This is a genomic window from Streptomyces sp. NPDC006743, assembly GCF_040703815.1.
Classification (GTDB): Bacteria; Actinomycetota; Actinomycetes; order Streptomycetales; family Streptomycetaceae; genus Streptomyces.
Genome location: NZ_JBEYJA010000011.1, coordinates 85663 through 104752, shown reverse-complemented (window position 1 = coordinate 104752; position 19090 = coordinate 85663). Strand labels below are relative to the sequence as shown.

15 protein-coding genes and 3 tRNA genes are annotated in these 19090 nt (G+C 72.3%); 12 read left to right on the top strand and 6 right to left on the bottom strand.

The features are described 5' to 3' along the window. Window positions 1-6: 6 nt before the first annotated feature. The 3 genes from ABZ719_RS12615 to ABZ719_RS12605 all read left to right on the top strand — a co-directional run bounded on the left by ABZ719_RS12615 (window position 7) and on the right by ABZ719_RS12605 (window position 1325). Window positions 7-381, top strand: coding sequence for a hypothetical protein (locus ABZ719_RS12615; protein ID WP_366725182.1), 375 nt, complete (start codon window positions 7-9; stop codon window positions 379-381). Between the two features lie 142 nt (window positions 382-523). Then, window positions 524-1261 carry a bifunctional DNA primase/polymerase gene (locus tag ABZ719_RS12610; RefSeq protein ID WP_366725181.1) on the top strand — a complete coding sequence of 246 codons (738 nt, stop codon included), beginning with the start codon at window positions 524-526 and terminating at the stop codon, window positions 1259-1261. Next, window positions 1252-1325, top strand: a tRNA-Lys gene (locus tag ABZ719_RS12605). Before ABZ719_RS12610 ends, ABZ719_RS12605 begins: the two co-directional genes overlap by 10 nt. 112 nt (window positions 1326-1437) lie before the next feature. Here ABZ719_RS12605 and ABZ719_RS12600 read toward each other — a convergent pair. After that, entirely contained in the window at window positions 1438-2787 is a 1350-nt protein-coding gene (locus ABZ719_RS12600; RefSeq protein ID WP_366725180.1) for a M6 family metalloprotease domain-containing protein, read from the bottom strand. 650 nt (window positions 2788-3437) lie between these two features. On the opposite strand from ABZ719_RS12600, the gene ABZ719_RS12595 reads away from it, so the two are divergent. Beyond that, the gene (locus tag ABZ719_RS12595) at window positions 3438-5342 is read left to right on the top strand and encodes an EAL domain-containing protein (protein WP_366725179.1); all 1905 of its coding nucleotides are present in this window, start codon (window positions 3438-3440) and stop codon (window positions 5340-5342) included. An 86-nt stretch (window positions 5343-5428) separates the two neighbouring features. Here ABZ719_RS12595 and ABZ719_RS12590 read toward each other — a convergent pair whose 3' ends face one another. The 3 genes from ABZ719_RS12590 to ABZ719_RS12580 all read right to left on the bottom strand — a co-directional run bounded on the left by ABZ719_RS12590 (window position 5429) and on the right by ABZ719_RS12580 (window position 8882). Then, window positions 5429-6517: an LLM class flavin-dependent oxidoreductase gene (locus tag ABZ719_RS12590; protein WP_366725178.1), complete on the bottom strand. Its 1089-nt coding sequence runs from the start codon at window positions 6515-6517 to the stop codon at window positions 5429-5431. 176 nt (window positions 6518-6693) lie between these two features. Further along, window positions 6694-7848 carry a glutathione-independent formaldehyde dehydrogenase gene (locus ABZ719_RS12585; protein WP_366725177.1) on the bottom strand — a complete coding sequence of 385 codons (1155 nt, stop codon included), beginning with the start codon at window positions 7846-7848 and terminating at the stop codon, window positions 6694-6696. 302 nt (window positions 7849-8150) lie between these two features. After that, window positions 8151-8882 (bottom strand): decarboxylase, encoded by a 732-nt coding sequence (locus tag ABZ719_RS12580; protein ID WP_366725176.1) that lies wholly within the window; start codon window positions 8880-8882, stop codon window positions 8151-8153. A 151-nt stretch (window positions 8883-9033) separates the two neighbouring features. Here ABZ719_RS12580 and ehuB point away from each other — a divergent pair, with 151 nt between their 5' ends. From ehuB to ABZ719_RS12555, 5 genes are all read left to right on the top strand, one after another. Continuing rightward, on the top strand, window positions 9034-9948 hold the full coding sequence (gene ehuB / locus ABZ719_RS12575; protein ID WP_366725175.1) for an ectoine/hydroxyectoine ABC transporter substrate-binding protein EhuB: 915 nt from the start codon (window positions 9034-9036) through the stop codon (window positions 9946-9948). Next, window positions 9945-10658, top strand: a complete 714-nt coding sequence (ehuC, locus tag ABZ719_RS12570; protein ID WP_366725174.1) for an ectoine/hydroxyectoine ABC transporter permease subunit EhuC — start codon at window positions 9945-9947, stop codon at window positions 10656-10658. Before ehuB ends, ehuC begins: the two co-directional genes overlap by 4 nt. After that, entirely contained in the window at window positions 10655-11305 is a 651-nt protein-coding gene (gene ehuD, locus ABZ719_RS12565; RefSeq protein ID WP_366725173.1) for an ectoine/hydroxyectoine ABC transporter permease subunit EhuD, read from the top strand. The genes ehuC and ehuD overlap by 4 nt, the downstream gene beginning before the upstream one ends. A 52-nt stretch (window positions 11306-11357) precedes the next feature. Continuing rightward, entirely contained in the window at window positions 11358-12137 is a 780-nt protein-coding gene (gene ehuA / locus ABZ719_RS12560) for an ectoine/hydroxyectoine ABC transporter ATP-binding protein EhuA (protein ID WP_366725252.1), read from the top strand. 189 nt (window positions 12138-12326) lie between these two features. After that, window positions 12327-12400: transfer RNA gene (locus ABZ719_RS12555), tRNA-Lys, on the top strand. Window positions 12401-12629: 229 nt separating this feature from the next. Here ABZ719_RS12555 and ABZ719_RS12550 read toward each other — a convergent pair. Next, on the bottom strand, window positions 12630-13235 hold the full coding sequence (locus tag ABZ719_RS12550; RefSeq protein WP_037853197.1) for a lytic polysaccharide monooxygenase auxiliary activity family 9 protein: 606 nt from the start codon (window positions 13233-13235) through the stop codon (window positions 12630-12632). 106 nt (window positions 13236-13341) lie between these two features. After that, on the bottom strand, window positions 13342-14457 hold the full coding sequence (locus tag ABZ719_RS12545) for an SPFH domain-containing protein (RefSeq protein ID WP_366725172.1): 1116 nt from the start codon (window positions 14455-14457) through the stop codon (window positions 13342-13344). A gap of 188 nt (window positions 14458-14645) precedes the next feature. Between ABZ719_RS12545 and ABZ719_RS12540 the strand changes: the two genes are divergently transcribed. The 3 genes from ABZ719_RS12540 to ABZ719_RS12530 all read left to right on the top strand — a co-directional run bounded on the left by ABZ719_RS12540 (window position 14646) and on the right by ABZ719_RS12530 (window position 19026). Then, window positions 14646-14719 (top strand) — tRNA-Lys (locus tag ABZ719_RS12540). 453 nt (window positions 14720-15172) lie between these two features. Then, window positions 15173-17092: a cellulose synthase catalytic subunit gene (locus tag ABZ719_RS12535; RefSeq protein ID WP_366725171.1), complete on the top strand. Its 1920-nt coding sequence runs from the start codon at window positions 15173-15175 to the stop codon at window positions 17090-17092. Beyond that, window positions 17089-19026, top strand: a complete 1938-nt coding sequence (locus tag ABZ719_RS12530; protein WP_366725170.1) for a kelch motif-containing protein — start codon at window positions 17089-17091, stop codon at window positions 19024-19026. Before ABZ719_RS12535 ends, ABZ719_RS12530 begins: the two co-directional genes overlap by 4 nt. Window positions 19027-19090 lie beyond the last annotated feature (64 nt).

Sequence of the window (19090 nt, the reverse complement as noted above, 5' to 3'; positions counted from 1 at the left end):
GAAGACATGGCGGAGCCCACGCCGCGTCGGAACGAACCGCGGCTACGCCCCGCGCCCCTGCTCTTCGAGCCCGCCGCGGCCGCCGCCGACCCCGAGCACTTCTTCGACCTGGAGTCGATCGACGATCCGCGGGCGCTGCTGGAGCGCGCGACCGAGCTGACGCTGGCGTTCCGCGCGGCGGCCGACCGTGCCGTGGAGTTCCAGGCGGTCGCCGCGGCCCAGCTCGCCGACCCGCGCCGCTTCGACCGGCTGAGCCCGGCGGACATCGCCGAGCGGGCGGAGTGGACCGAGGACTACGCCAAGAAGATGGTCGAGTTCGGGCGGGACCTGCTGCGCGGCGCCGAGGGCAGCGCGCACGCCAACCCCGCCGACCCGGTCTGACCGCCCCGGCTCCCCACGACCCCCTCGCACCCTTCCTGCTGGCATATGCCAGCGGGGCAAGATACTCCCTTCGGCCCCTTCGCGTCCCGATTTCCCGCAACCGTGTGGAAGCGGGCCTTCACGGTCGGTAGACGTAACACTCATGAGCCGCACAGGGACACGCCCCTCCCCCGCCCATCCCGATCTCGCGACCGGCAGCCGGTGCGCCCCCGCCGGGGCCGGCGCTCCCGCCGAGCCCCCCGCCGGCGCCTCCGACGTCACGACCCTCACGAGCGTCACCGGCGTCACGGGTGTCACCAAGGTCACCGGTGTCACCCCCGACGGTGCCGCATGGCTCGCCTCCGCCGGGACGTACCCCCGCAGCACGCTCGCCCACTGGCGCGAGCGCCCCGACGCACCGGTCGTGCTGCCCTGCGGCTCGGCCTTCGACGTGGTCAACGTGCCCGCGATCTTCGGCCGGCGCATGCTGGACCGGCTCTGGGACGAGGGGCCCGGCTCGGGACCGGTCGCCGTCCACCGGGGACGGATGCTGCTGTTCGCCTCGCCGGGCACCGCGCACCGGCTGCCCTCGCTGCTGGAGTGGGAGGAGTGGGGCTCCCGGGGCCGGGAGGACGGCGGCGGCCGCACCGGCGGCGTGCCACCGCTGCTGTGCCACGGCAACGGCGACGCGGTGACCGTTCCCGCGCCCGTCGGCTCCAGCGCCGCCGTGCGCTCCGCCTCCCGCTGGCTGGTCGCGCCGGACACCCGCCACCCGTGGCTGCCGGGCCCCGAGATCCTGGTGTGGGCAGCCGTACGGGCGGCGCGGTCGGCCGTACGGATTTCGATTTTTCCTCCCGCGGATCAGGATGCTAATGTCTACGACGTCAGCAGGCGCCGCTAGCTCAGTTGGTTAGAGCAGCTGACTCTTAATCAGCGGGTCCGGGGTTCGAGTCCCTGGCGGCGCACGATGACGAAGGCGATACGGGTTCGCGAGAGCGAGCGCGTATCGCCTTCTTCGTTCTCCCCGGGCTCCGGTGCGGCCCCTCGCCGGTACGGCCCCCGCCTTCGCCCGGCCCCTCAGCCCGGTGTGATCCTCACGGTGTACGCCCCGGAGGCCGTGCGGTCCTCGACCTCCACGCGGACGTGGTCCCCCGGCACGGTGTAGCTCTCCCCCACGCCGACGGGCGCGTCGGCGAGCGGCGGATAGACGGAGCTGTCCGCGCAGGCACTGGTGTGCGGATGGGCGTCGAGCACCTGTACGGCCCCGCCCCCCGACTCCGCGTCTCCGCGCACCCGGTACACCAGCACCCCCGGCCGGCATCCGGTGACGTCGTTGCCCACCGGGGCCCGCGCCTCCACGGCCAGCGCCTGGTCGCTCCTGGTCCGCACCACCGCGAGTTTCGTCCCGCCGCCCAGCCCGAACAGCGCAGCCCCGGCCGCGCCCGGGTCGGCCTCCCCCGCCGCCTCCCCGGGCCCCGGCGCCTCCGTGCCGGGCGGCCCCGCCTCGACGGGCTCCAGCGTCAGCCGGGTCGGCCCGCTGCCGCGCACGCAGGTCACCTGTCGGGGGTCGAGCCAGCCGAGCTTCCACTTGTGCCAGGCCAACAGGTCGGGCGAGAGGGCGAACTGGCTGCCCATCAGGTCCCAGTCGCCCACGTACGTGTCCCAGTCGCCCTTGTCGTCGGACGGCCGGTGGTACAGGTCCGGCAGGTCGAAGACGTGCCCCGTCTCGTGGGCGAGCACCAGCCGGTCCGGCGGGTGCCGTTCGAACACGGTGACCACCCGCCGGATATCCGTACCGTCGGCCCGCAGCGGGGTGTTCAGGTTGATGACCTTCGTGGCGTCGGAGTCGACGCCGGGCGCGTCCGGGTCGGCCACCAGGTAGACGATGTCGTAGCGGGAGAAGTCGACCTCCGGGTCCGCGACGGCGACCGCGTCCCGCAGGTAGGCCGCCCGGTCCTCCGCGTCCCAGTCGCGGTGCATGGCGTACGCCGTGGACGGCCGTGGCATGCGGATCCAGTGCCGCAGCGGATGCGGGCGCAGCGTGAACCTGCCGTAGGAGGCCTGGCGGTAGAAGCGGGTGGTGGCCGGGAAGTGGTCGGCGGCCAGTTCGGCCGGGGTGGTGAGCGGAGCGGCGTCCGGGAAGGACAGGAAGATCATCACGGCGTCGAGCGTCCCGGCCGGACGCACGTAGGAGGGGTTCCAGGTGTCGACGCCCTCGGAGTGGTGGGCGTCGGTCCTGCGGAGCGCGCAGGGCGTGGTCGAGAAGGGCTCGGCGACCGAGGGGCCGCTGAGGATCGAGGTGGCGGCGACCGCCGAGAGGGTGGTGAACACCGCGGCGGTGCTCCGCAGTCGGGGGCGGGTGCGCGCACGGCTCAGCGCCTGGAAAGCGTCACGGCCGAGCGCTTTCAGGGGGAGCTGACGCGGCACAGGGACCTCCGAGTGCGGTTCGCGGGACACCGCACCCAGCCTGTGGGAGTTTGGAGGAGTACGCCCTGTTTGTCTGCACCGGAAGGGTGATCGCACGGGTGACCGGACGCACACGAGGCATGCGGGCACGGCCTGCGGAAGCGTGGCGCCGCACCGTCCCGACGGGAGCGGCGTCCCCGGCCCGCTCACGGAACGTCACAAGCGGTCGCGCGTCTGAAGAACCCGTCCAGGTGTGGGCAGAAACGATCTGGCAGGAGGGGCGCACGCCGGGCGGAAACGGTGAACGGCTGGAAGGGGCACCGCGCCAGCCTCTATGATCGGCACACTTTCCTGGCACTTTCCTGCGCGGACACGGGCCGGGCGGCCGTTCCCCTTCGGCCGGCCACCCGACGAGACCGATACGAAGACCGAGTGCACTGCGGGAGCGAGCGGTGAGCGGAACGTCCGAAGGGCCGACGCCCACGGCAGACTGCATGCAGCCGAAAGTCACACAGAGTGATCTTACGACGGCTACGGGTGCTGAACCGCCCGTGGCCGGCGTCGGCGAGCGTGCCGCCGCGGAACCAGCGTCGGGACACACCTCCGAGCACGCCCCGGAGCGTGCGCCGGTGCTTAGCCCGGTCCGCGGCCCCGAGCCCGGATTCACTCCAATGGCGGAACCCGGGTCCTCGCGGCCGTACTTCACCGGTACGGCCCTCCCCCCGGAGACTTTCCCCGCCGCCCCCTCGGGCCCGGACCCGCAGCCCTTCCGGTCGGTCTTCGACGCCGCCCCGCTCGCGATGGCGGTCGTCGACCGCGAGGGCCTGGTCGTCAGCGCGAACGACACCTTCGGTGTGCTGGTCGGCGCGTCCCCGGAGGAACTCGCCGGGCAGGTGGCCGCCGACCTGGTCGGCCTGGCTTCCGACGCCCGCACCTGGCAGGCCTACCGCGAGGTGCTGCGCGGTAGGCAGGCCCGGCTGCGCTGCACCCGCCGCCTCAAGCAGCCCGACGGCCGCTCGCTGTGGGCCCAGGTCACGGTCGCGCCGCTGCCGCCGGAGAACTCCGCCGGGCGCCCGGGCACCCCTGAGTCCGCGCCCCGAACCCCCCGCGGACTCGCGCCCGACACCCCCGGCGTCCTGCTCCTGTCCGTCGCCGATGTCAGCGCGCGCCGTGAACTCCAGGCCCGGCTGCGGCACCTGCGGATGCACGACCCGGTGACCCGGCTGCCCAACCGCACCCTGTTCTTCGAGCGGCTGTCGGCCGCGCTGGAGGCGGAGGCGTACGAGCGCGGCGGAACCGGCCGGATCGGCCTGTGCTACCTGGACCTGGACGGGTTCAAGGCGGTCAACGACACCCTGGGGCACCGGGTCGGCGACCGGCTGCTCGCGGCGGTGGCGCGGCGGCTGACCGGCTGCGCGGACGAGGCCGGTCACGGGCGCGGCAGCACGCCGCTGGTGGCCCGGCTCGGCGGGGACGAGTTCGCGCTCCTCGTGGAGGACTCCACCGGCACCGAACAACTGGCCGACCTGGCCGAGTCGGCGCTCACCGCCCTCCAGGCGCCGTTCGAGATCTCCGGCCGGCGGCTGTCGGTGTCGGCGTCGATCGGCGTGGTCGAACGGCAGGCGGCGGGGACGTCGGCCACCGCCCTGATGCAGGCGGCCGACACGACCTTGTACTGGGCGAAGGCCGACGGCAGGGCCCGCTGGACGCTGTTCGACCCGGAGCGCAACGCGCACCGCATGACCCGCCAGGCGCTCGTCTCCACGCTGCGCGCGGCCGTGGAGCGGGGCGAGTTCACGCTGGAGTACCAGCCGCTGGTCGCCATGGAGGACGGGCGGCTGCGCGGGGTGGAGGCACTGGTGCGCTGGCGGCACCCGCAGTTCGGCGTCCTGACGCCGAATCGGTTCATCACACTGGCGGAGGAGGACGGCTCGATCGTGCCGCTGGGCCGCTGGATCCTGGCCACCGCATGCCGCCAGGCCCGGCGCTGGCAGCTGGACCACCCGGACGAGCCGCCGATCTTCGTCAGCGTCAACGTCGCGGTCCGCCAGGTGTGGGACTCGGACCTGGTCGAGGACGTCGCCCAGGTGCTGGCGGAGACGGGGCTGGCGCCGGGTCTGCTGCAACTGGAGCTGACCGAGTCCGCGGTGATGGGCTCGGCGGGACGGCCGCTGGAAGCGCTGCGGGCGCTGAGCGACATGGGCGTGCACATCGCCATCGACGACTTCGGCACCGGCTACTCCAACCTCGCCTACCTCAGCCGCCTGCCGGTGTCGGTCCTGAAGCTGGACGGCTCGTTCGTCCGGGGCTTCCAGTACGGGCAGCCGTGCGAGGGGACGGCCCAGGAGGCGGCCCAGGCGGCGAGCCCCGCGGACGAGGTGATCGTCGAGGCGATGATCCAGCTCGCCCACCGGCTGGGGCTCACCGTCACCGCCGAGTGTGTGGAGACCTCCGACCAGGCCAGCCGGCTGCGCCGCATCGGCTGCGACACCGGGCAGGGCTGGCTGTACTCCCGCCCGGTGTCGCCGGACCGCATCTCCGAACTGCTGGACGGCCACGCCTGCGGGCGCCCCTGAGCCTCCGCGAGCGCCCCCGGACCCCGCAGGCGCCGTCGGCCTCCGCGCGGACCCGGGCCCCGGCGGGTGGGCGAGGGGTGTCCGTCCTAGGCGGTGGGCAACCCGTAGGCGTCGGCGATGAGTTCGTAGGACCGGACGCGTACGTCGCCGCTGTGCGCGTTGCTGGTGATCATCAACTCGTCGGCGCCGGTGCGCTTGTGGAGGTCGTCGAGGCCGGAACGGACCTCGTCGGGCGTGCCGTGGATGACGTTGGCGTTCCAGGAGGTGATGAAGTCCCGTTCCATCGGGCTGAACTCGTACGCCTCCGCCTCCTCGGGCGTGGGGACGAGTCCGGGGCGCCCGGTGCGCAGCCGGACCATGTTGAGCGCGGCGGCCAGGACCTGGCGGCGGGCCTCGCGCTCGTCGTCGGTGGCGAGGGCGGCGACGCCGATGAGGGCGTAGGGGGCGTCGAGGACCGCGCTGGGCCGGAAGGACTCGCGGTAGAGGTCGAGCGCCGGGATCGTGTTCTGCGCGGAGAAGTGGTGGGCGAAGGCGAAGGGCAGGCCGAGCATGCCGGCCAGCCGGGCGCTGAAGCCGGAGGAGCCGAGCAGCCACAGCGGCGGGCGGTGCGGGGACTGGACGCCGCCCGGGGAGGTGGCCTGGACGGGGCCGGGGACGGCGTGGATACGGCGGTAGGGGTGGCCGTCGGGGAAGTCGTCGTCGAGGAAGCGGGTCAGCTCGGCGAGCTGCTGGGGGAAGTCGTCGGCGCCCTCGTTCAGGTGATCCGTGCGGCGCAGGGCGGCGGCGGTGGCGCCGTCGGTGCCGGGGGCGCGGCCGAGGCCGAGGTCGATCCGGCCGGGAGCCATGGCCTCCAGCGTGCCGAACTGCTCGGCGATGACCAGCGGGGCGTGGTTGGGCAGCATGACGCCGCCCGAGCCGAGGCGGATGCGGTCGGTGTGGGCGGCGAGGTGGGCGAGGATCACGGCCGGTGAGGAGGAGGCGACGCCGGGCATGGAGTGGTGCTCGGCGACCCAGTACCGGTGGTAGCCGCGGCGCTCGGCGAGGCGGGACAGCTCGACGCTGGTGCGCAGGGCGTCCGTGGCCGTGTGCCCGGCGCCCACCGTCACCAGGTCCAGGACGGAGAGGGGTACGGGTGCGGTGCCGTGTCCCTCGCCTCGGATCTCGTCTGCCGCCACGGGGTGCCTCCTGCTGGTTGGCCGTGCTCGTTCTTCCCGGCGACAACAGGAGACAGTCCCCGTTTATTTCCGCGGCGCTCCTCGCATCCTGCTCACTACTCTCCGTAGGCCTCCTCTTCCCCGCGTCCCGCCCACGCCCCTCGCGGGGGTCGCCGGGCGGGGCCGGGGTGCGCTCCTCACGCCGCCAGGGCGTGTGCCGGGTGGAGGACGACCTTGGTGTAGCCCTCGATCCGCTTGTCGAACTTCTCGTAGGCCTGTGGAGCCTGGTCGAGCGGCAGTTCGTGCGAGACCACGAAGCTGGGCTTGGCCCGCCCGGCGATGATCAGGTCACGCAGCTGGCGGTTGTACCGCTTGACGTTGCACTGGCCGGTGCCCATCTGCTGGCCTTTTTCGAACATCCTGCCGATGGAGACCAGGAGCTGGCCGTGCTTGGCGTGCTCGTCGGGCCCGCCCGGGTCGGACGGGACGTACAGGCCCGGTATGCCGAGCATGCCGGTGGGCCGTACCGTCTCGACGAGCGTGTTGAGGACGACGGCGGGCTCCTCGTGGCTCGCGTCCTTGTGCGACTGGGCCTGGTAGCCGACGGCGTCCACGCCCTTGTCGGTGCCCTCGCCTCCCGTCTGTTCCTTGATCTGCCCGGCCGGGTCGCCCTGGGTGAAGTCGATGGGGACGGCCCCGATCTCCTCCGCCTTGGCCAGGCGCTCGGGCACCCGGTCCACCGAGAACACCTTCGACGCGCCGCGCAGCAGCGCCGAGTAGGCGGCCATCAGCCCCACCGGCCCGGCACCGAAGACGGCCACGGACTCGCCGGGGACGACCTGGGCGAGTTCACAGCCGTGGTACCCGGTCGGGAAGATGTCGGCGAGCAGCACGAAGTCGGTCTCGAACTCCTCCCCCGGCGGCAGTTTCAGGCAGTTGAAGTCGGCGAAGGGCACGCGCAGGCGTTCGGCCTGGCCACCGGTGTAGGGACCCATCGCGACGTATCCGTAGGCGCCGCCGGCGAATCCCGGGTTGACCGTGAGGCAGAACCCGGTCTTTCCGGCGAGGCAGTTCTTGCAGAACCCGCACGCGACGTTGAACGGCATGACGACCCGGTCGCCCTCGGCCAGGGAGGTCACGCCGCTGCCGGCCTCCTCCACGATGCCGAGGTTCTCGTGGCCGAAGACGATGCCCGCCTCGGCGGCCGTGCGGCCCTCGTACATGTGCAGGTCGGAGCCGCAGATCGCGCTCGACGTCACCCGGACGATCACGTCGTTGGGATGCTGGATCCGCGGATCGTCGACATCGCGCACCGTCACGTTGAAGGGCTTTTCGTAGACGACGGCTTTCACCTTCGGTCACCTCCGCGTCATCGCTCCACGACGGCGGCGACGACGGACCGCCACCCGGGCGGGACACGGGCGCGGGACACGGGGGGCGGGCGGGCACGATCACGCGCCGGCGGGTACCGCCGGCGTGCCTGGCGTGCCCGGGCCGGGACCGGGGCGTTCTCGCCGCACCGCCGGACATCTCCAGGTAACGCCTGTGCGAGGCCTCCCGCAAGCGCGCCCGGCGTCCGGCACGGGCCCCGTCCCGGCCTCGCACCGGCCTGCCGCCGACGTCACGCGAAGGTCATACGGACCTCATACGGACCTCATACCTGGACGATCGGTTCCCGGGTGAACAGGGCGCCCAGCCCGGGGGCGTTGACGCGGCGGTCGGTGAGCCGCAGCGCCTCCCAGACGGTCACCTGGTTCGCGGTGAGGACGGGCTTGCCCAGGTCCTTCTCCAGGACCGCGATGTGGGAGGCGGTGTGCAGGGCGGTGTCCGGCAGGAGGACCGCCTCGGCGTCCGGGGTGTCGGCCGCGCGCGCCAGGGCGAGGATCTCCGCCTCGTCCCAGGCCGCCGCCTGCGCCGCGCCGGTGACCCCGGCACTGTGCTCGGCGACCACCTCCACCTGCCCGGCGCGCAGGAACTCGGTGAACAGGGCCGTCACCTCCTGCGGATAGGTCGCCGCGACCGCGACCCGCCGCACCCCGATCTCGCGCACCGCGTACACGAAGCCGAAGGAGGTCGCCGAGGCCGGCATGCCGACCGCCCGGGCCAGGGCGCGCACCTGCTGGTGGGCGCCGTCCCAGCCGTGCACGAAGCTGCCGCTGGTGCTGGCCCAGACCACCGCCTCGGCGCCGGACAGCCGCAGCCCCTCGACGCTGCGCGCCACCTGGTCGACGGCGCCGGTCGCGCGCAGCGCCTCCAGCCGGTAGGCGTCCTCACCGATCCCGGTGTGGACGAGATCGACCCGGATGTCACTGCCCAGGAGCTGCTCGATGCGCGGATAGTCGTCCTCGGCGAAATGGCCCGGGTAGAGGAATCCGAGTGCGGTCATGTCCTGCCTTCCTGGTGCGGTCGCGCTGCCGTGGGGCCCGCCGTGGGGGGCCGCCGGGGGGCGGTGGCCGGGAGCCGTCGCGGTGCGGGTACCCAGCGGGGCGCCGATTTTGCTTCGCATAACTTCAACTCGCTTGGGTAGCGGCGCGCTCATGGCTCCACCACATGGACTTGGAAGAGGCAGACGGACGCCCGGGCGGCCCAGCCGCCGGTCGCTGCTCGCGGGGGTCGCGGCGGCCGGCGCGCTCGGGGCGGCCGGGTGCAGTCGCGTGGCCACGGCGTCCGCCGGCGGCGGCGGTGACCTCCTGGACCGGCTCAGGGCCCAGGGGGTCGTACGGCTCGGCATCGCGGGCGAGATCCCGTTCGGGTACATCGGCAAGGACGGGAAGGTGACGGGCGAGGCGCCCGAGCTGGCCAAGGTGGTCTTCAAGCGGCTCGGAGTGGACCGGGTGCAGCCCGTGCCCACGGAGTTCGGCTCGTTGATCCCGGGCCTGAACTCCCAGCAGTTCGACGTCGTGGCCGCCGGGATGTACATCAACGCGGACCGCTGCGAGCAGGTCCTGTTCGCCGATCCCGACTACCGGATGCTCGACTCGTTCATCGTCCGCAAGGGCAACCCGAAGGGGTTGCACGACTACAAGGACGTCGTGGCGAAGAAGGCCAGGTTCGCCACCGGGACCGGCTACGCGGAGATCCAGTACGCGGTCGAGGCCGGGTACCGGCAGAGCGACATCCTGATCGTGCCCGACCAGGTGGCGGGGCTGAACGCGGTCGAGGCGGGCCGGGTGGACGTCTTCGCCGGTACCGCGCTCACCACCCGCGAGGTGGTGAGGAAGTCCGCCAAGGCCGAGGCCACCAAGCCGTTCGCGCCGCTGGTGAAGGGCGAGCCGCACGTCGACGGCGGCGGTTTCGCCTTCCGGCGGACCGAGACGAAGCTGCGGGACGCCTTCAACACCGAGCTGCGCCGGCTGAAGAAGAGCGGCGAGCTGTTCCGGATCCTGGAGCCCTTCGGGTTCTCGCGGGACGAGATGACGGATCTGACCGCGAAGGAGCTGTGCGGCGGATGACGACAGGACTGTGGGAACTCGTACTCCAGGGCGTGTGGATCACCGTCCAGCTGCTGTTCTTCAGCGCACTGCTGGCCTGTGCCGTCTCCTTCGTGGTCGGTGTCGCCCGCACCCACCGGCTGTGGATCGTCCGCTTCCTGGCGGGCTTCTACACCGAGGTGTTCCGCGGCACCTCGGCGCTGGTGATGATCTTCTGGGTGTTCTTCGTGCTGCCGCCCGCCTTCGGCTGGCAGCTGGTGCCGATGTGGGCGGGCACGCTCGCGCTGGGACTGACCTACGGCGCCTACGGCTCGGAGATCGTGCGCGGCGCCCTGAACTCCGTCGACCCGGCGCAGCGTGAGGGCGGCGTCGCGCTCAGCTTCACGCCCTGGCAGCGGATGCGGCTGATCCTGCTGCCGCAGGCGGTGCCGGAGATGATCCCGCCGTTCAGCAACCTGCTGATCGAACTGCTCAAGGGCACCTCGCTGGTGTCGGTCATGGGCATGGGCGACCTGGCGTTCAGCGGGAACCTGGTGCGGCTCGCGCTGCAGGAGAGCGCCCACATCTACACGTACGTCCTGATCGTCTACTTCGTGATCGCGTTCGCGCTGACCCGGCTGATGCGCGGGCTGGAGAAGCGGCTGAAGCGGGGCGTGGGCAAGGCCGTGCGGGGCGGGGCCGTGACGTCGCCCGAACCCGTGGGCACGCCGGTCGGGGGTGGTGCGGCGTGACCTGGGACTGGGGCGCCGTACGCAACTTCCTGCCGCACTTGTGGGACGGTCTGCTCGTCACGCTGCAGGCGCTGGTGCTCGGCTCGGTGATCTCGTTCGTGCTGGGGCTGGTGTGGGCGCTGCTCATGCGGGCGCCGACCCGGTGGGTGCGCTGGCCGGTGGGGGTGGTCACGGAGTTCGTCCGGGACACCCCGCTGCTGGTGCAGCTGTTCTTCCTCTTCTACGTGCTGCCCGAGTGGGGCCTGACGCTCTCCGCGCTGACCACCGGCGTCCTCGCGCTCGGGCTGCACTACTCGACGTACACGATGCAGGTCTACCGGGCCGGTATCGAGGCGGTGCCCGCCGGCCAGTGGGAGGCGGCGACGGCGCTGAACCTGCCGCGGCGGCGGACCTGGACGGCGGTGATCCTGCCGCAGGCGGTCCGCCGCGTGGTCCCGGCGCTCGGCAACTACGTCATCTCGATGCTCAAGGACACGCCGCTGCTGATGGCGATCACGGTGCTGGAGATGCTCGGGCAGGCGCGCCTGTTCTCGCAGCAGCACTTCCAGTTCACCGAGCCGCTGACCGTGATCGGTGTGGCCTTCGTCCTCGTTTCCTATCTGGCCTCCCTCCTCCTGCGAGCACTGGAGCGACGTCTTGTCCGTTGACGCCACGAAGAATCCCGAGACACCCGAGAACGCCGGGCGCGCGGAGGGCTCCGTGCGCCGGGCCCGGCAGGAACGGGCCGCCGCCCTGACCGGGCGGGGGGAACTGGTCCGGCTGGAGAACGTGACCAAGCGGTTCGGCGACCACACTGTCCTCGACGGCCTGGACTTCCGCGTGGACGCCGGCAAGCACGTCACGCTGATCGGCCCCTCCGGGTCGGGCAAGACGACCATCCTGCGGCTGCTGATGACGCTGACCAGGCCGGACGAGGGCACCATCATGGTCGACGGCGAGCAGCTCTTCCCGGCGCCCGAGAAGCGGGTCCGGGAGATCCGCAAGAAGATCGGCATGGTCTTCCAGCACTTCAACCTGTTCCCGAACATGTCGGTGCTGCGGAACGTCACCGAGGCTCCCGTCACGGTGCTCGGCCTGTCCAAGGACGAGGCGGAGGTCCGCGCGCGGGAGCTGCTGGAGCTGGTGGGGCTGGCCGAGAAGTGCGACGCGCGGCCCGCGCAGCTGTCCGGCGGCCAGCAGCAGCGGGTGGCCATCGCCCGGGCGCTGGCGATGCGGCCGCAGGTGCTGCTGCTCGACGAGGTGACCTCCGCGCTCGACCCGGAGCTGGTCGCGGGCGTCCTGGACGTGCTGCGGGACATCGCCCGCTCCACGGACATCACGATGCTGTGCGTGACCCACGAGATGGGCTTCGCCCGGGACATCTCCGACCAGGTGCTGATGTTCGACTCGGGGCGGGTGGTGGAGGCCGGTCCGCCGGAGCAGATCTTCGGGGACCCGGAGCAGGAGCGGACGCGGGAGTTCCTCAGCGCGGTGCTGTGACCTGCCGCCGGGACCCGGCGGGCCTCCCCGGCGTCGTCCGGCCGTCCCTGTCCGCGGACCGGCGCGACCGGACCCGGTCACGGTCGCGCGCCCCGTCCCGATGGTCCCCGGTGGTGGTCACGAGCACCCCCGGGGACCGGGTAGTATTTTCTTCGTCGCCGGCCGCGGGAAGCGGACGGCGGGAGTCATGCGCCGCTAGCTCAGTTGGTTAGAGCAGCTGACTCTTAATCAGCGGGTCCGGGGTTCGAGTCCCTGGCGGCGCACGCAACGGTGAGGCCGGTTCACACACACGTGAACCGGCCTCACCGCTTTTCGCGCACCCGGCGCTCACGGCAGGAGACCACCCGACGCGGAGAAGACCCCGTGGACGGCGGCCGTGAAGCGCGGACGGGAGGCGGCCCGCGCCGGTCGCGCCGGTCGCTCAGGGAAAGCCCCGAGAACCGCCGGACCGCTCCCGGGCGCGCTCCCGGCGGGCCCCGGGGCCGGGCCGGGTCAGAACGTGACGTCCGAGCAGGCGTAGAACGCGTTGCCCGTGTCGGCGATCGTCCAGACCGCGAGGATGACGTGGTGGCCGCTCAGGCCGCTGGGCAGGGTGCCGCTGTGGCTGAGGGTGGCCGGGGGCTGCTTGCCGCCGTAGGGGATCGTCAGGAACGGGGTCGTGTCGAGGTCCGCGCGGGTCAGGGCGTGGTCCTGGTTCCAGCCCTGCCGGGTGACGTAGTACTTGAAGTCGGTCGTGGCGTGCCGTGCCTCGAACTGCCAGCGGAAGGTGTAGCTCTGACCGCCGGTGACCTTGGTGGTGGGCCAGGCGGCGCCCTGGGGGGTGCGGGCGCCGTCGAGCTGCCCGAACCGGTCCAGGCCGCCCGAGCACAGGTGGCCGTCGGCCGGGCCGCGCGCCGGGAAGCCCTTGGGGCCCTCGACGCTCTGCGGCTCCCACTGGATCTCGCCGCAGCCCCGCACCGTGCCGTCGGCGCAGAGCAGCTGCCTGCTGATGGGGAGGTCGGTGTAGCCGTGGCCGCTGGCGCCGCCGGCGGAGAGCACGAGGGCTCCGGCGGTGGTCAGGCCCAGCACGGCCGCGTACAGCTTGGCCTTGGTGCGCATGGATCGCTCCTGGTGAACGTGTGGGGAAGTTCGGTGAGCAGGACCGTGTGCGTTGGTCTAGACCAAAGACCAGGCTATGGCGACTAATTGAACATGTCCATACCAATCACGGGATGGTTTCCCGGCGTCCGGCGCAGAACGCCACCGTCAGGTCCCGCACCAGCACCTTGCGCTCGCCGTCGTCCAGATCGACCAGCCCGCGCATGGTCAGCCGGGTCACCGTGTCCTCGACCGAGTCCACCACCGAGGTCAGGGCACTGGCCCGGTCGCGGGCGTCCAGGGCGGCCACACCGCGCCGGTGCATGGCGCCGGCGACCTCGGGGGCGTACTCGACACGCGCCGGGCGGACGGAGAACACCTCCAGACCGGCCGGCTCCGCCTCCCGCGCCACCCACCGGGTCAGCGCCTCCCCGGCCGCCTCCACCGCGCCCCGTACGCCCCCGGCGCCGCGCACCGTCACCCGCGCCAGCGCGGCCTCCACGCACGCACGCAGGTACGCCTCGTGGTCGTCGACCCCGAGCACGGCCCGCGCGGTGTCCCGGACCCGCCAGACCACGAGCACCGCCACCCGCAGCGCGATCCCGTCCGCGTCGGCGGCCGGCATGGGCTCGCTGCGCCAGTGCCGCAGTCGCACGTCGACGCCACGGCGCGGCACGAGCGGATTGATCCACAGCAGCCCGGCACGCCGGACGGTCCCGCGGTAGCGGCCGAACAGCCCGAGCACCCACGCCCGCCCGGACCGCCCCCTGGTCAGCCCGCCGAAGCCGAACAGGGCGAGCGCCCCGGCCCCGGCGTACGCGGCCCACTGCGGCAGGCCGAGCCCCGCGCCCGCACCGGACGGCAGCCGCAGCGCGTGGGCGGCGATCGGCGGCAGCACCCCGGCCCACCAGGAGGTGAGCACGCAGCCCGCCGTCCCGCACGCACCGACGAGGACACCGGCGGCACCCGGCAGCACCCGGGCCGGCCGCTCCACCAGGCCGGGATCGGCCGCGGGCGCCGGGCCGGCCGGGGCGGGCACCCGGCGGCGCTGGCGCGGCTGCCCGCCGGTGCCGCGCCTGCTGCCCACCACGGCGGGCCGGAGGGCGTCCGCGGGAGGGTCGCGGTCGAGCCGGCCGGGACCGGGATCGTCCCGGAAGAGCAGGTGGAGAGGGATCTCGGTGGTCGCCTCGTTCTGGATGAGCCGGGGGAAGGAACGATTCGGCCGGTCAGCCGGGAGCTCCATGCGATCCACGTCACACTCCATACGGACTTGTCCGGATCTGTGCACGTTGATCAGTGTCACAATCGGCCCGGAAGTACGCATGCCTGACGGTCCGAATGATGGAAACGCCGCCTTCCGGAGCAGGTCCGCCGCACCGGCCGTGGTCACAGGCACCTCACCGCGTCCTGTAAAGTTGTCCACGTCAGCAGGCGCCGCTAGCTCAGTTGGTTAGAGCAGCTGACTCTTAATCAGCGGGTCCGGGGTTCGAGTCCCTGGCGGCGCACGGTGACGACGGCGGTCGTGTTCGCGGAAAGCGCGAGCATGACCGCCGTCTTCTTTTGCGCGCGCCCACGCCACGCACGGCGGGACTCCCCCGCGCGCCCGCACCCGCCCTCGCCGCCGCTCGCTCGCACTTCTGTGCGCCCGCACCTCTTGCAGGCATATGGGCCTTTGACTCCGCTTCTGGCATTTTGCGATCGCCCTGAGCGGCCGCCCCCTTGCCGCCACCATGCCGGATTCCAGCGGCAGTTGGGCGCCGTGCGGTGTCACGGGAGGCGGCGGGGAGCCGCGGGAGCGGTGCCGGGGGGCGCGAGGTTTTTCGAAAGATCGTTTGAACGCGTTGCCCGATGCGGGGGAAAAGGGCTCCCGTTGCGTCGTCGGCAGCGGAGGCGGGCAGCCATGCAACCGGTACGAAACCGGATCAACACGCGCTGACCGGCGTGTGGGGGGATGAGTCATGACGTCGACGCCGCCGGGCGCCCGGCACCCGCGGGACGCGTCCGAGACGACCCGGCCGCGTGGGCCGGCGCGCCGCACCGGCAGCACCACCGGCGCGTTCCGCGGGATCAGGAGCACCCTGCCGAGATACGACTACGAGCACCACAGCCGCCTGGCGGGCCCGCTCACCCGGCCCGCCCCGGACCGGCCCTACCAGGTGCGGTACCGCTCGCTGCTCTCGCAGGAGCCGCACCGGCTGCGGGCCGCGCTGATGCCGGCCGCCGCGCCGCTGATCTCCCTGGTCCTGCTGGCCTGGCTGATGCGGCCGCAGCACTGGACCGAGCGGGACCACCCGGCCTACGGCTTCCTGCCGGTCCTCGACGGGGTCATGCTCGTCTCGATCGGTCTGATCGAGTTCTTCCGCTGCCTGAACGTGCTGTCCAACGCGCACGCCACCCTGGTCGCCCGCGACCCGGTCCCGGTGGTGCCGGAGGGCGGTACCCGCGTCGCCTTCCTCACCACCTTCGTGCCCGGCAAGGAACCGCTGGAGATGGTCGCACGGACCCTGCGGGCGGCCGTCCGGCTGCGGCACCGGGGCGTCATGCACGTATGGCTGCTCGACGAGGGCGACGACGCCGAGGTGAAGGCGGTCTGCGCGCGCCTGGGCGTGCACCACTTCACCCGCAAGGGCGTCGAGCGCTGGAACCGGCCGAGCGGCCCGCACCGCGCGCGGACCAAGCACGGCAACTACAACGCCTGGCTCCAGGCGCACGGGGACGAGTACGACTTCTTCGCCTCCGTCGACACCGACCACGTCCCGCTGCCCAACTACCTGGAGCGGATGCTCGGCTACTTCCGCGACCCGGACGTCGGCTTCGTCATCGGCCCGCAGGTCTACGGCAACTACGACACCTTCGTCACCAAGGCCGCCGAGTCGCAGCAGTTCCTCTTCCACGCGCTGATCCAGCGGGCCGGCAACCGCTACGGCACGCCCATGTTCGTCGGCACCTCCAACGCCGTGCGGATCAGCGCCGTCAAGCAGATCGGCGGCCTGTACGACTCGATCACCGAGGACATGGCGACCGGGTTCGAGATGCACCGCGCGAAGAACCCGGCCACCGGCCGCAGGTGGAAGTCCGTCTACACCCCGGACGTGCTCGCGGTCGGCGAGGGGCCGAACTCCTGGACGGACTTCTTCACCCAGCAACTGCGCTGGTCCCGGGGGACGTACGAGACGATCCTCAAGCAGTACTGGAAGGGCTTCGGCTCCCTGCCGCCGGGCCGGCTCCTCCACTACACCATGTTGGTCATCTTCTATCCGATGTCCGCGCTGAACTGGATCCTGGCCGCGCTGAGCTGCGCGCTCTTCCTGGGCCTCGGCGCCTCCGGCGTGAACATCGACCCCGCCGTGTGGCTCATGCTGTACGGCAACGCGTCCGCGCTCCAGATCGGCCTGTACGTCTGGAACCGGCGGCACAACGTCTCCCCGCACGAGCCCGAGGGGTCGGGCGGGGTGGCCGGCATGGTGATGTCCGCGCTGTCGGCGCCGATCTACGCCCGCTCCCTGGTGGACGCGGTGCTGCGCCGCCGGAGCGGGTTCGTGGTGACGCCGAAGGGCGAGTCGGCGAGCCCCGACACCCTGTTCGGCACGTTCCGCGTCCACTGGTTCTTCGTCCTGGTCTTCGGCGGCTCGATCGCGGCCGGTCTCGCACGCGGCCACGCCCATCCCGCGATGCTCACCTGGGCCGGGCTCGCCCTGCTCATCACCGTCTCGCCCGTGGCCGTCTGGCGCTGGTCGCTGCGGCGCGCCCGGCGCGCCCCGGCGCCCGCCGGACCGGGGGCGGCTCCGGCGCCCGTGGTGGCGGAGCGGGAGGACGCTCCGCGGGACGCCGTGCCACCGGCGTACGCGGGGCACGGAACGGGAGGACGGAGCGCATGAGGGACCAGGCCGGCCTCCGCCGGGCCCGCCGGATCGGGATCGGGGCGGTGGTGGTGCTCGCCCTGGCCGGGATGAACGGGCCGTGGCTCTACCGCTTCGGCACCGAGCGCTACCACCGGTACAAGATCGACCAGCCCGGGTACAAGGCGGCCAACGGGCACTGGGACGTCGTCGAGTTCCCCAGGGAGTACCGGCAGGACACCATCCACGCCGTGCTGCTGCACACCGGCAAGGTCCTGCTGGTCGCCGGTTCGGGCAACAACCAGGCGAACTTCGACGCCAGGAAGTTCGACTCGCGCGTGTGGGACCCGGTCAGGGGCACCGTCAGGAAGGTACCCACGCCGAACGACCTGTTCTGCACCGGCCACACCCAGCTGGCCGACGGCAGCATCCTGATCGCGGGCGGCACCAAGCGGTACGAGAAGCTCGAGGGCGACGTCACCAAGGCCGGCGGCCTGATGATCGTCCACAACGAGAACCCGGACAAGCCGGTCACGCTGCCCGCCGGGACGCGGTTCACCGGGAAGGCGAACGGCAGGACGTTCGTCTCCCGGGACCCGGTGCTCGTGCCGCGCGCGCGGAAGAACTTCGACCGGGGGACGGGGAAGTTCCTCGGCACCACCGCGGGGCTCGGCCGGATCTACGTCGAGGCGCAGAAGAGCGGCGCCCGCTACGAGACCGGCACCCAGGACAACTACCGGATCCAGGGCCTGGCCGGCGCCGACGCTCGCAACACCTACGGCATCGCGCAGAAGCTCGCCCTGGACAAGAAGGACTTCCAGGGGATCCGGGACACCTACGAGTTCGACCCGGTCGCCGAGAAGTACATCAAGGCCGACCCGATGCACGAGGCCCGCTGGTACCCGACGCTCACCACGCTGGGCGACGGCAGGGTCCTCGGCGTCTCCGGCCTCGACGACATCGGCCAGCTGGTTCCCGGCAAGAACGAGATCTTCGACCCGGGCACGCGGAAGTGGACGTACACCCCGAAGACCCGTCAGTTCCCCACCTACCCGGCGCTGTTCCTGATGCAGGACGGCAGGATCTTCTACTCCGGTTCGAACGCGGGGTACGGTCCCGACGACGTCGGCCGCGAGCCGGGAATCTGGGACGTGGCGAGCAACGCGTTCACCGAGCTGCCCGGGATGAGCGACGCGAGCATGCTGGAGACGTCCGGCACGGTGCTCCTGCCGCCCGCCCAGGACGAGAGGTTCCTGGTCATCGGCGGCGGCGGGGTCGGCGAGTCCCGGCTGTCCAGCAGGAAGACCCGCCTCATCGGCCTGAAGGCGAGGAACCCGCGCTTCACCGACGGTCCCGCGCTGGCCGAGGGCACCCGCTACCCGCAGGCCTCGGTCCTGCCCGACGACACCGTGCTGGTCTCCGGCGGCTCGAAGGACTACCGGGGCCGCGGCGGCTCGGACATCCTCCAGGCCCGCATCTACGACCCGCGGACCAACGCCTTCCGCCGGGTCGCCGACCCGCTGGTGGGACGTGACTACCACGCGGGCTCGATCCTGCTGCCCGACGGCCGGGTGATGTTCTTCGGCTCCGACCCGCTCTACGGCGACAAGGCCGGCACCAGGCCGGGCACGTTCGAGCAGCGCATCGAGATCTACACACCGCCCTACCTGTACCGGGGCACGCGGCCCTCGCTGTCGGGCGGGCCGCGGACCATCGCGCGGGGCACGTCGGGCACCTTCACCTCGCGGCACGCCACCGGGATCAGGAAGGCCCGGCTGATCCGGCCGAGCGCCTCCACCCACGTCACGGACGTGGACCAGCGCTCGATCGCGCTGGACTTCCACGCCTCCGGCGACAAGGTCACGGTGACGGTCCCGAAGAACCGGAACCTGGTGCAGTCGGGCTGGTACATGCTGTTCGTGGACGACGGCCACGGCACACCCAGCAAGGCGCAGTGGGTGAAGGTTCCCTAGGTCTCCCTGCCCGGCCCCGCCGTTCCGCGCGGCCCTTCGGGGTGCCCTCCCTCGCGCGGGGCGT

Bases quoted from the DNA above. Each gene is read 5' to 3' on its own strand.
- ABZ719_RS12615 (WP_366725182.1), top strand. From the start codon at position 7: ATGGCGGAGCCCACGCCGCGTCGGAACGAACCGCGGCTACGCCCCGCG.
- ABZ719_RS12610 (WP_366725181.1), top strand. From the start codon at position 524: ATGAGCCGCACAGGGACACGCCCCTCCCCCGCCCATCCCGATCTCGCG.
- ABZ719_RS12595 (WP_366725179.1), top strand. From the start codon at position 3,438: ATGGCGGAACCCGGGTCCTCGCGGCCGTACTTCACCGGTACGGCCCTC.
- ABZ719_RS12580 (WP_366725176.1), bottom strand. From the start codon at position 8,882: ATGACCGCACTCGGATTCCTCTACCCGGGCCATTTCGCCGAGGACGAC.
- ehuB (WP_366725175.1), top strand. From the start codon at position 9,034: ATGGCTCCACCACATGGACTTGGAAGAGGCAGACGGACGCCCGGGCGG.
- ehuC (WP_366725174.1), top strand. From the start codon at position 9,945: ATGACGACAGGACTGTGGGAACTCGTACTCCAGGGCGTGTGGATCACC.
- ABZ719_RS12550 (WP_037853197.1), bottom strand. From the start codon at position 13,235: ATGCGCACCAAGGCCAAGCTGTACGCGGCCGTGCTGGGCCTGACCACC.
- ABZ719_RS12545 (WP_366725172.1), bottom strand. From the start codon at position 14,457: ATGGAGCTCCCGGCTGACCGGCCGAATCGTTCCTTCCCCCGGCTCATC.
- ABZ719_RS12535 (WP_366725171.1), top strand. From the start codon at position 15,173: ATGACGTCGACGCCGCCGGGCGCCCGGCACCCGCGGGACGCGTCCGAG.
- ABZ719_RS12530 (WP_366725170.1), top strand. From the start codon at position 17,089: ATGAGGGACCAGGCCGGCCTCCGCCGGGCCCGCCGGATCGGGATCGGG.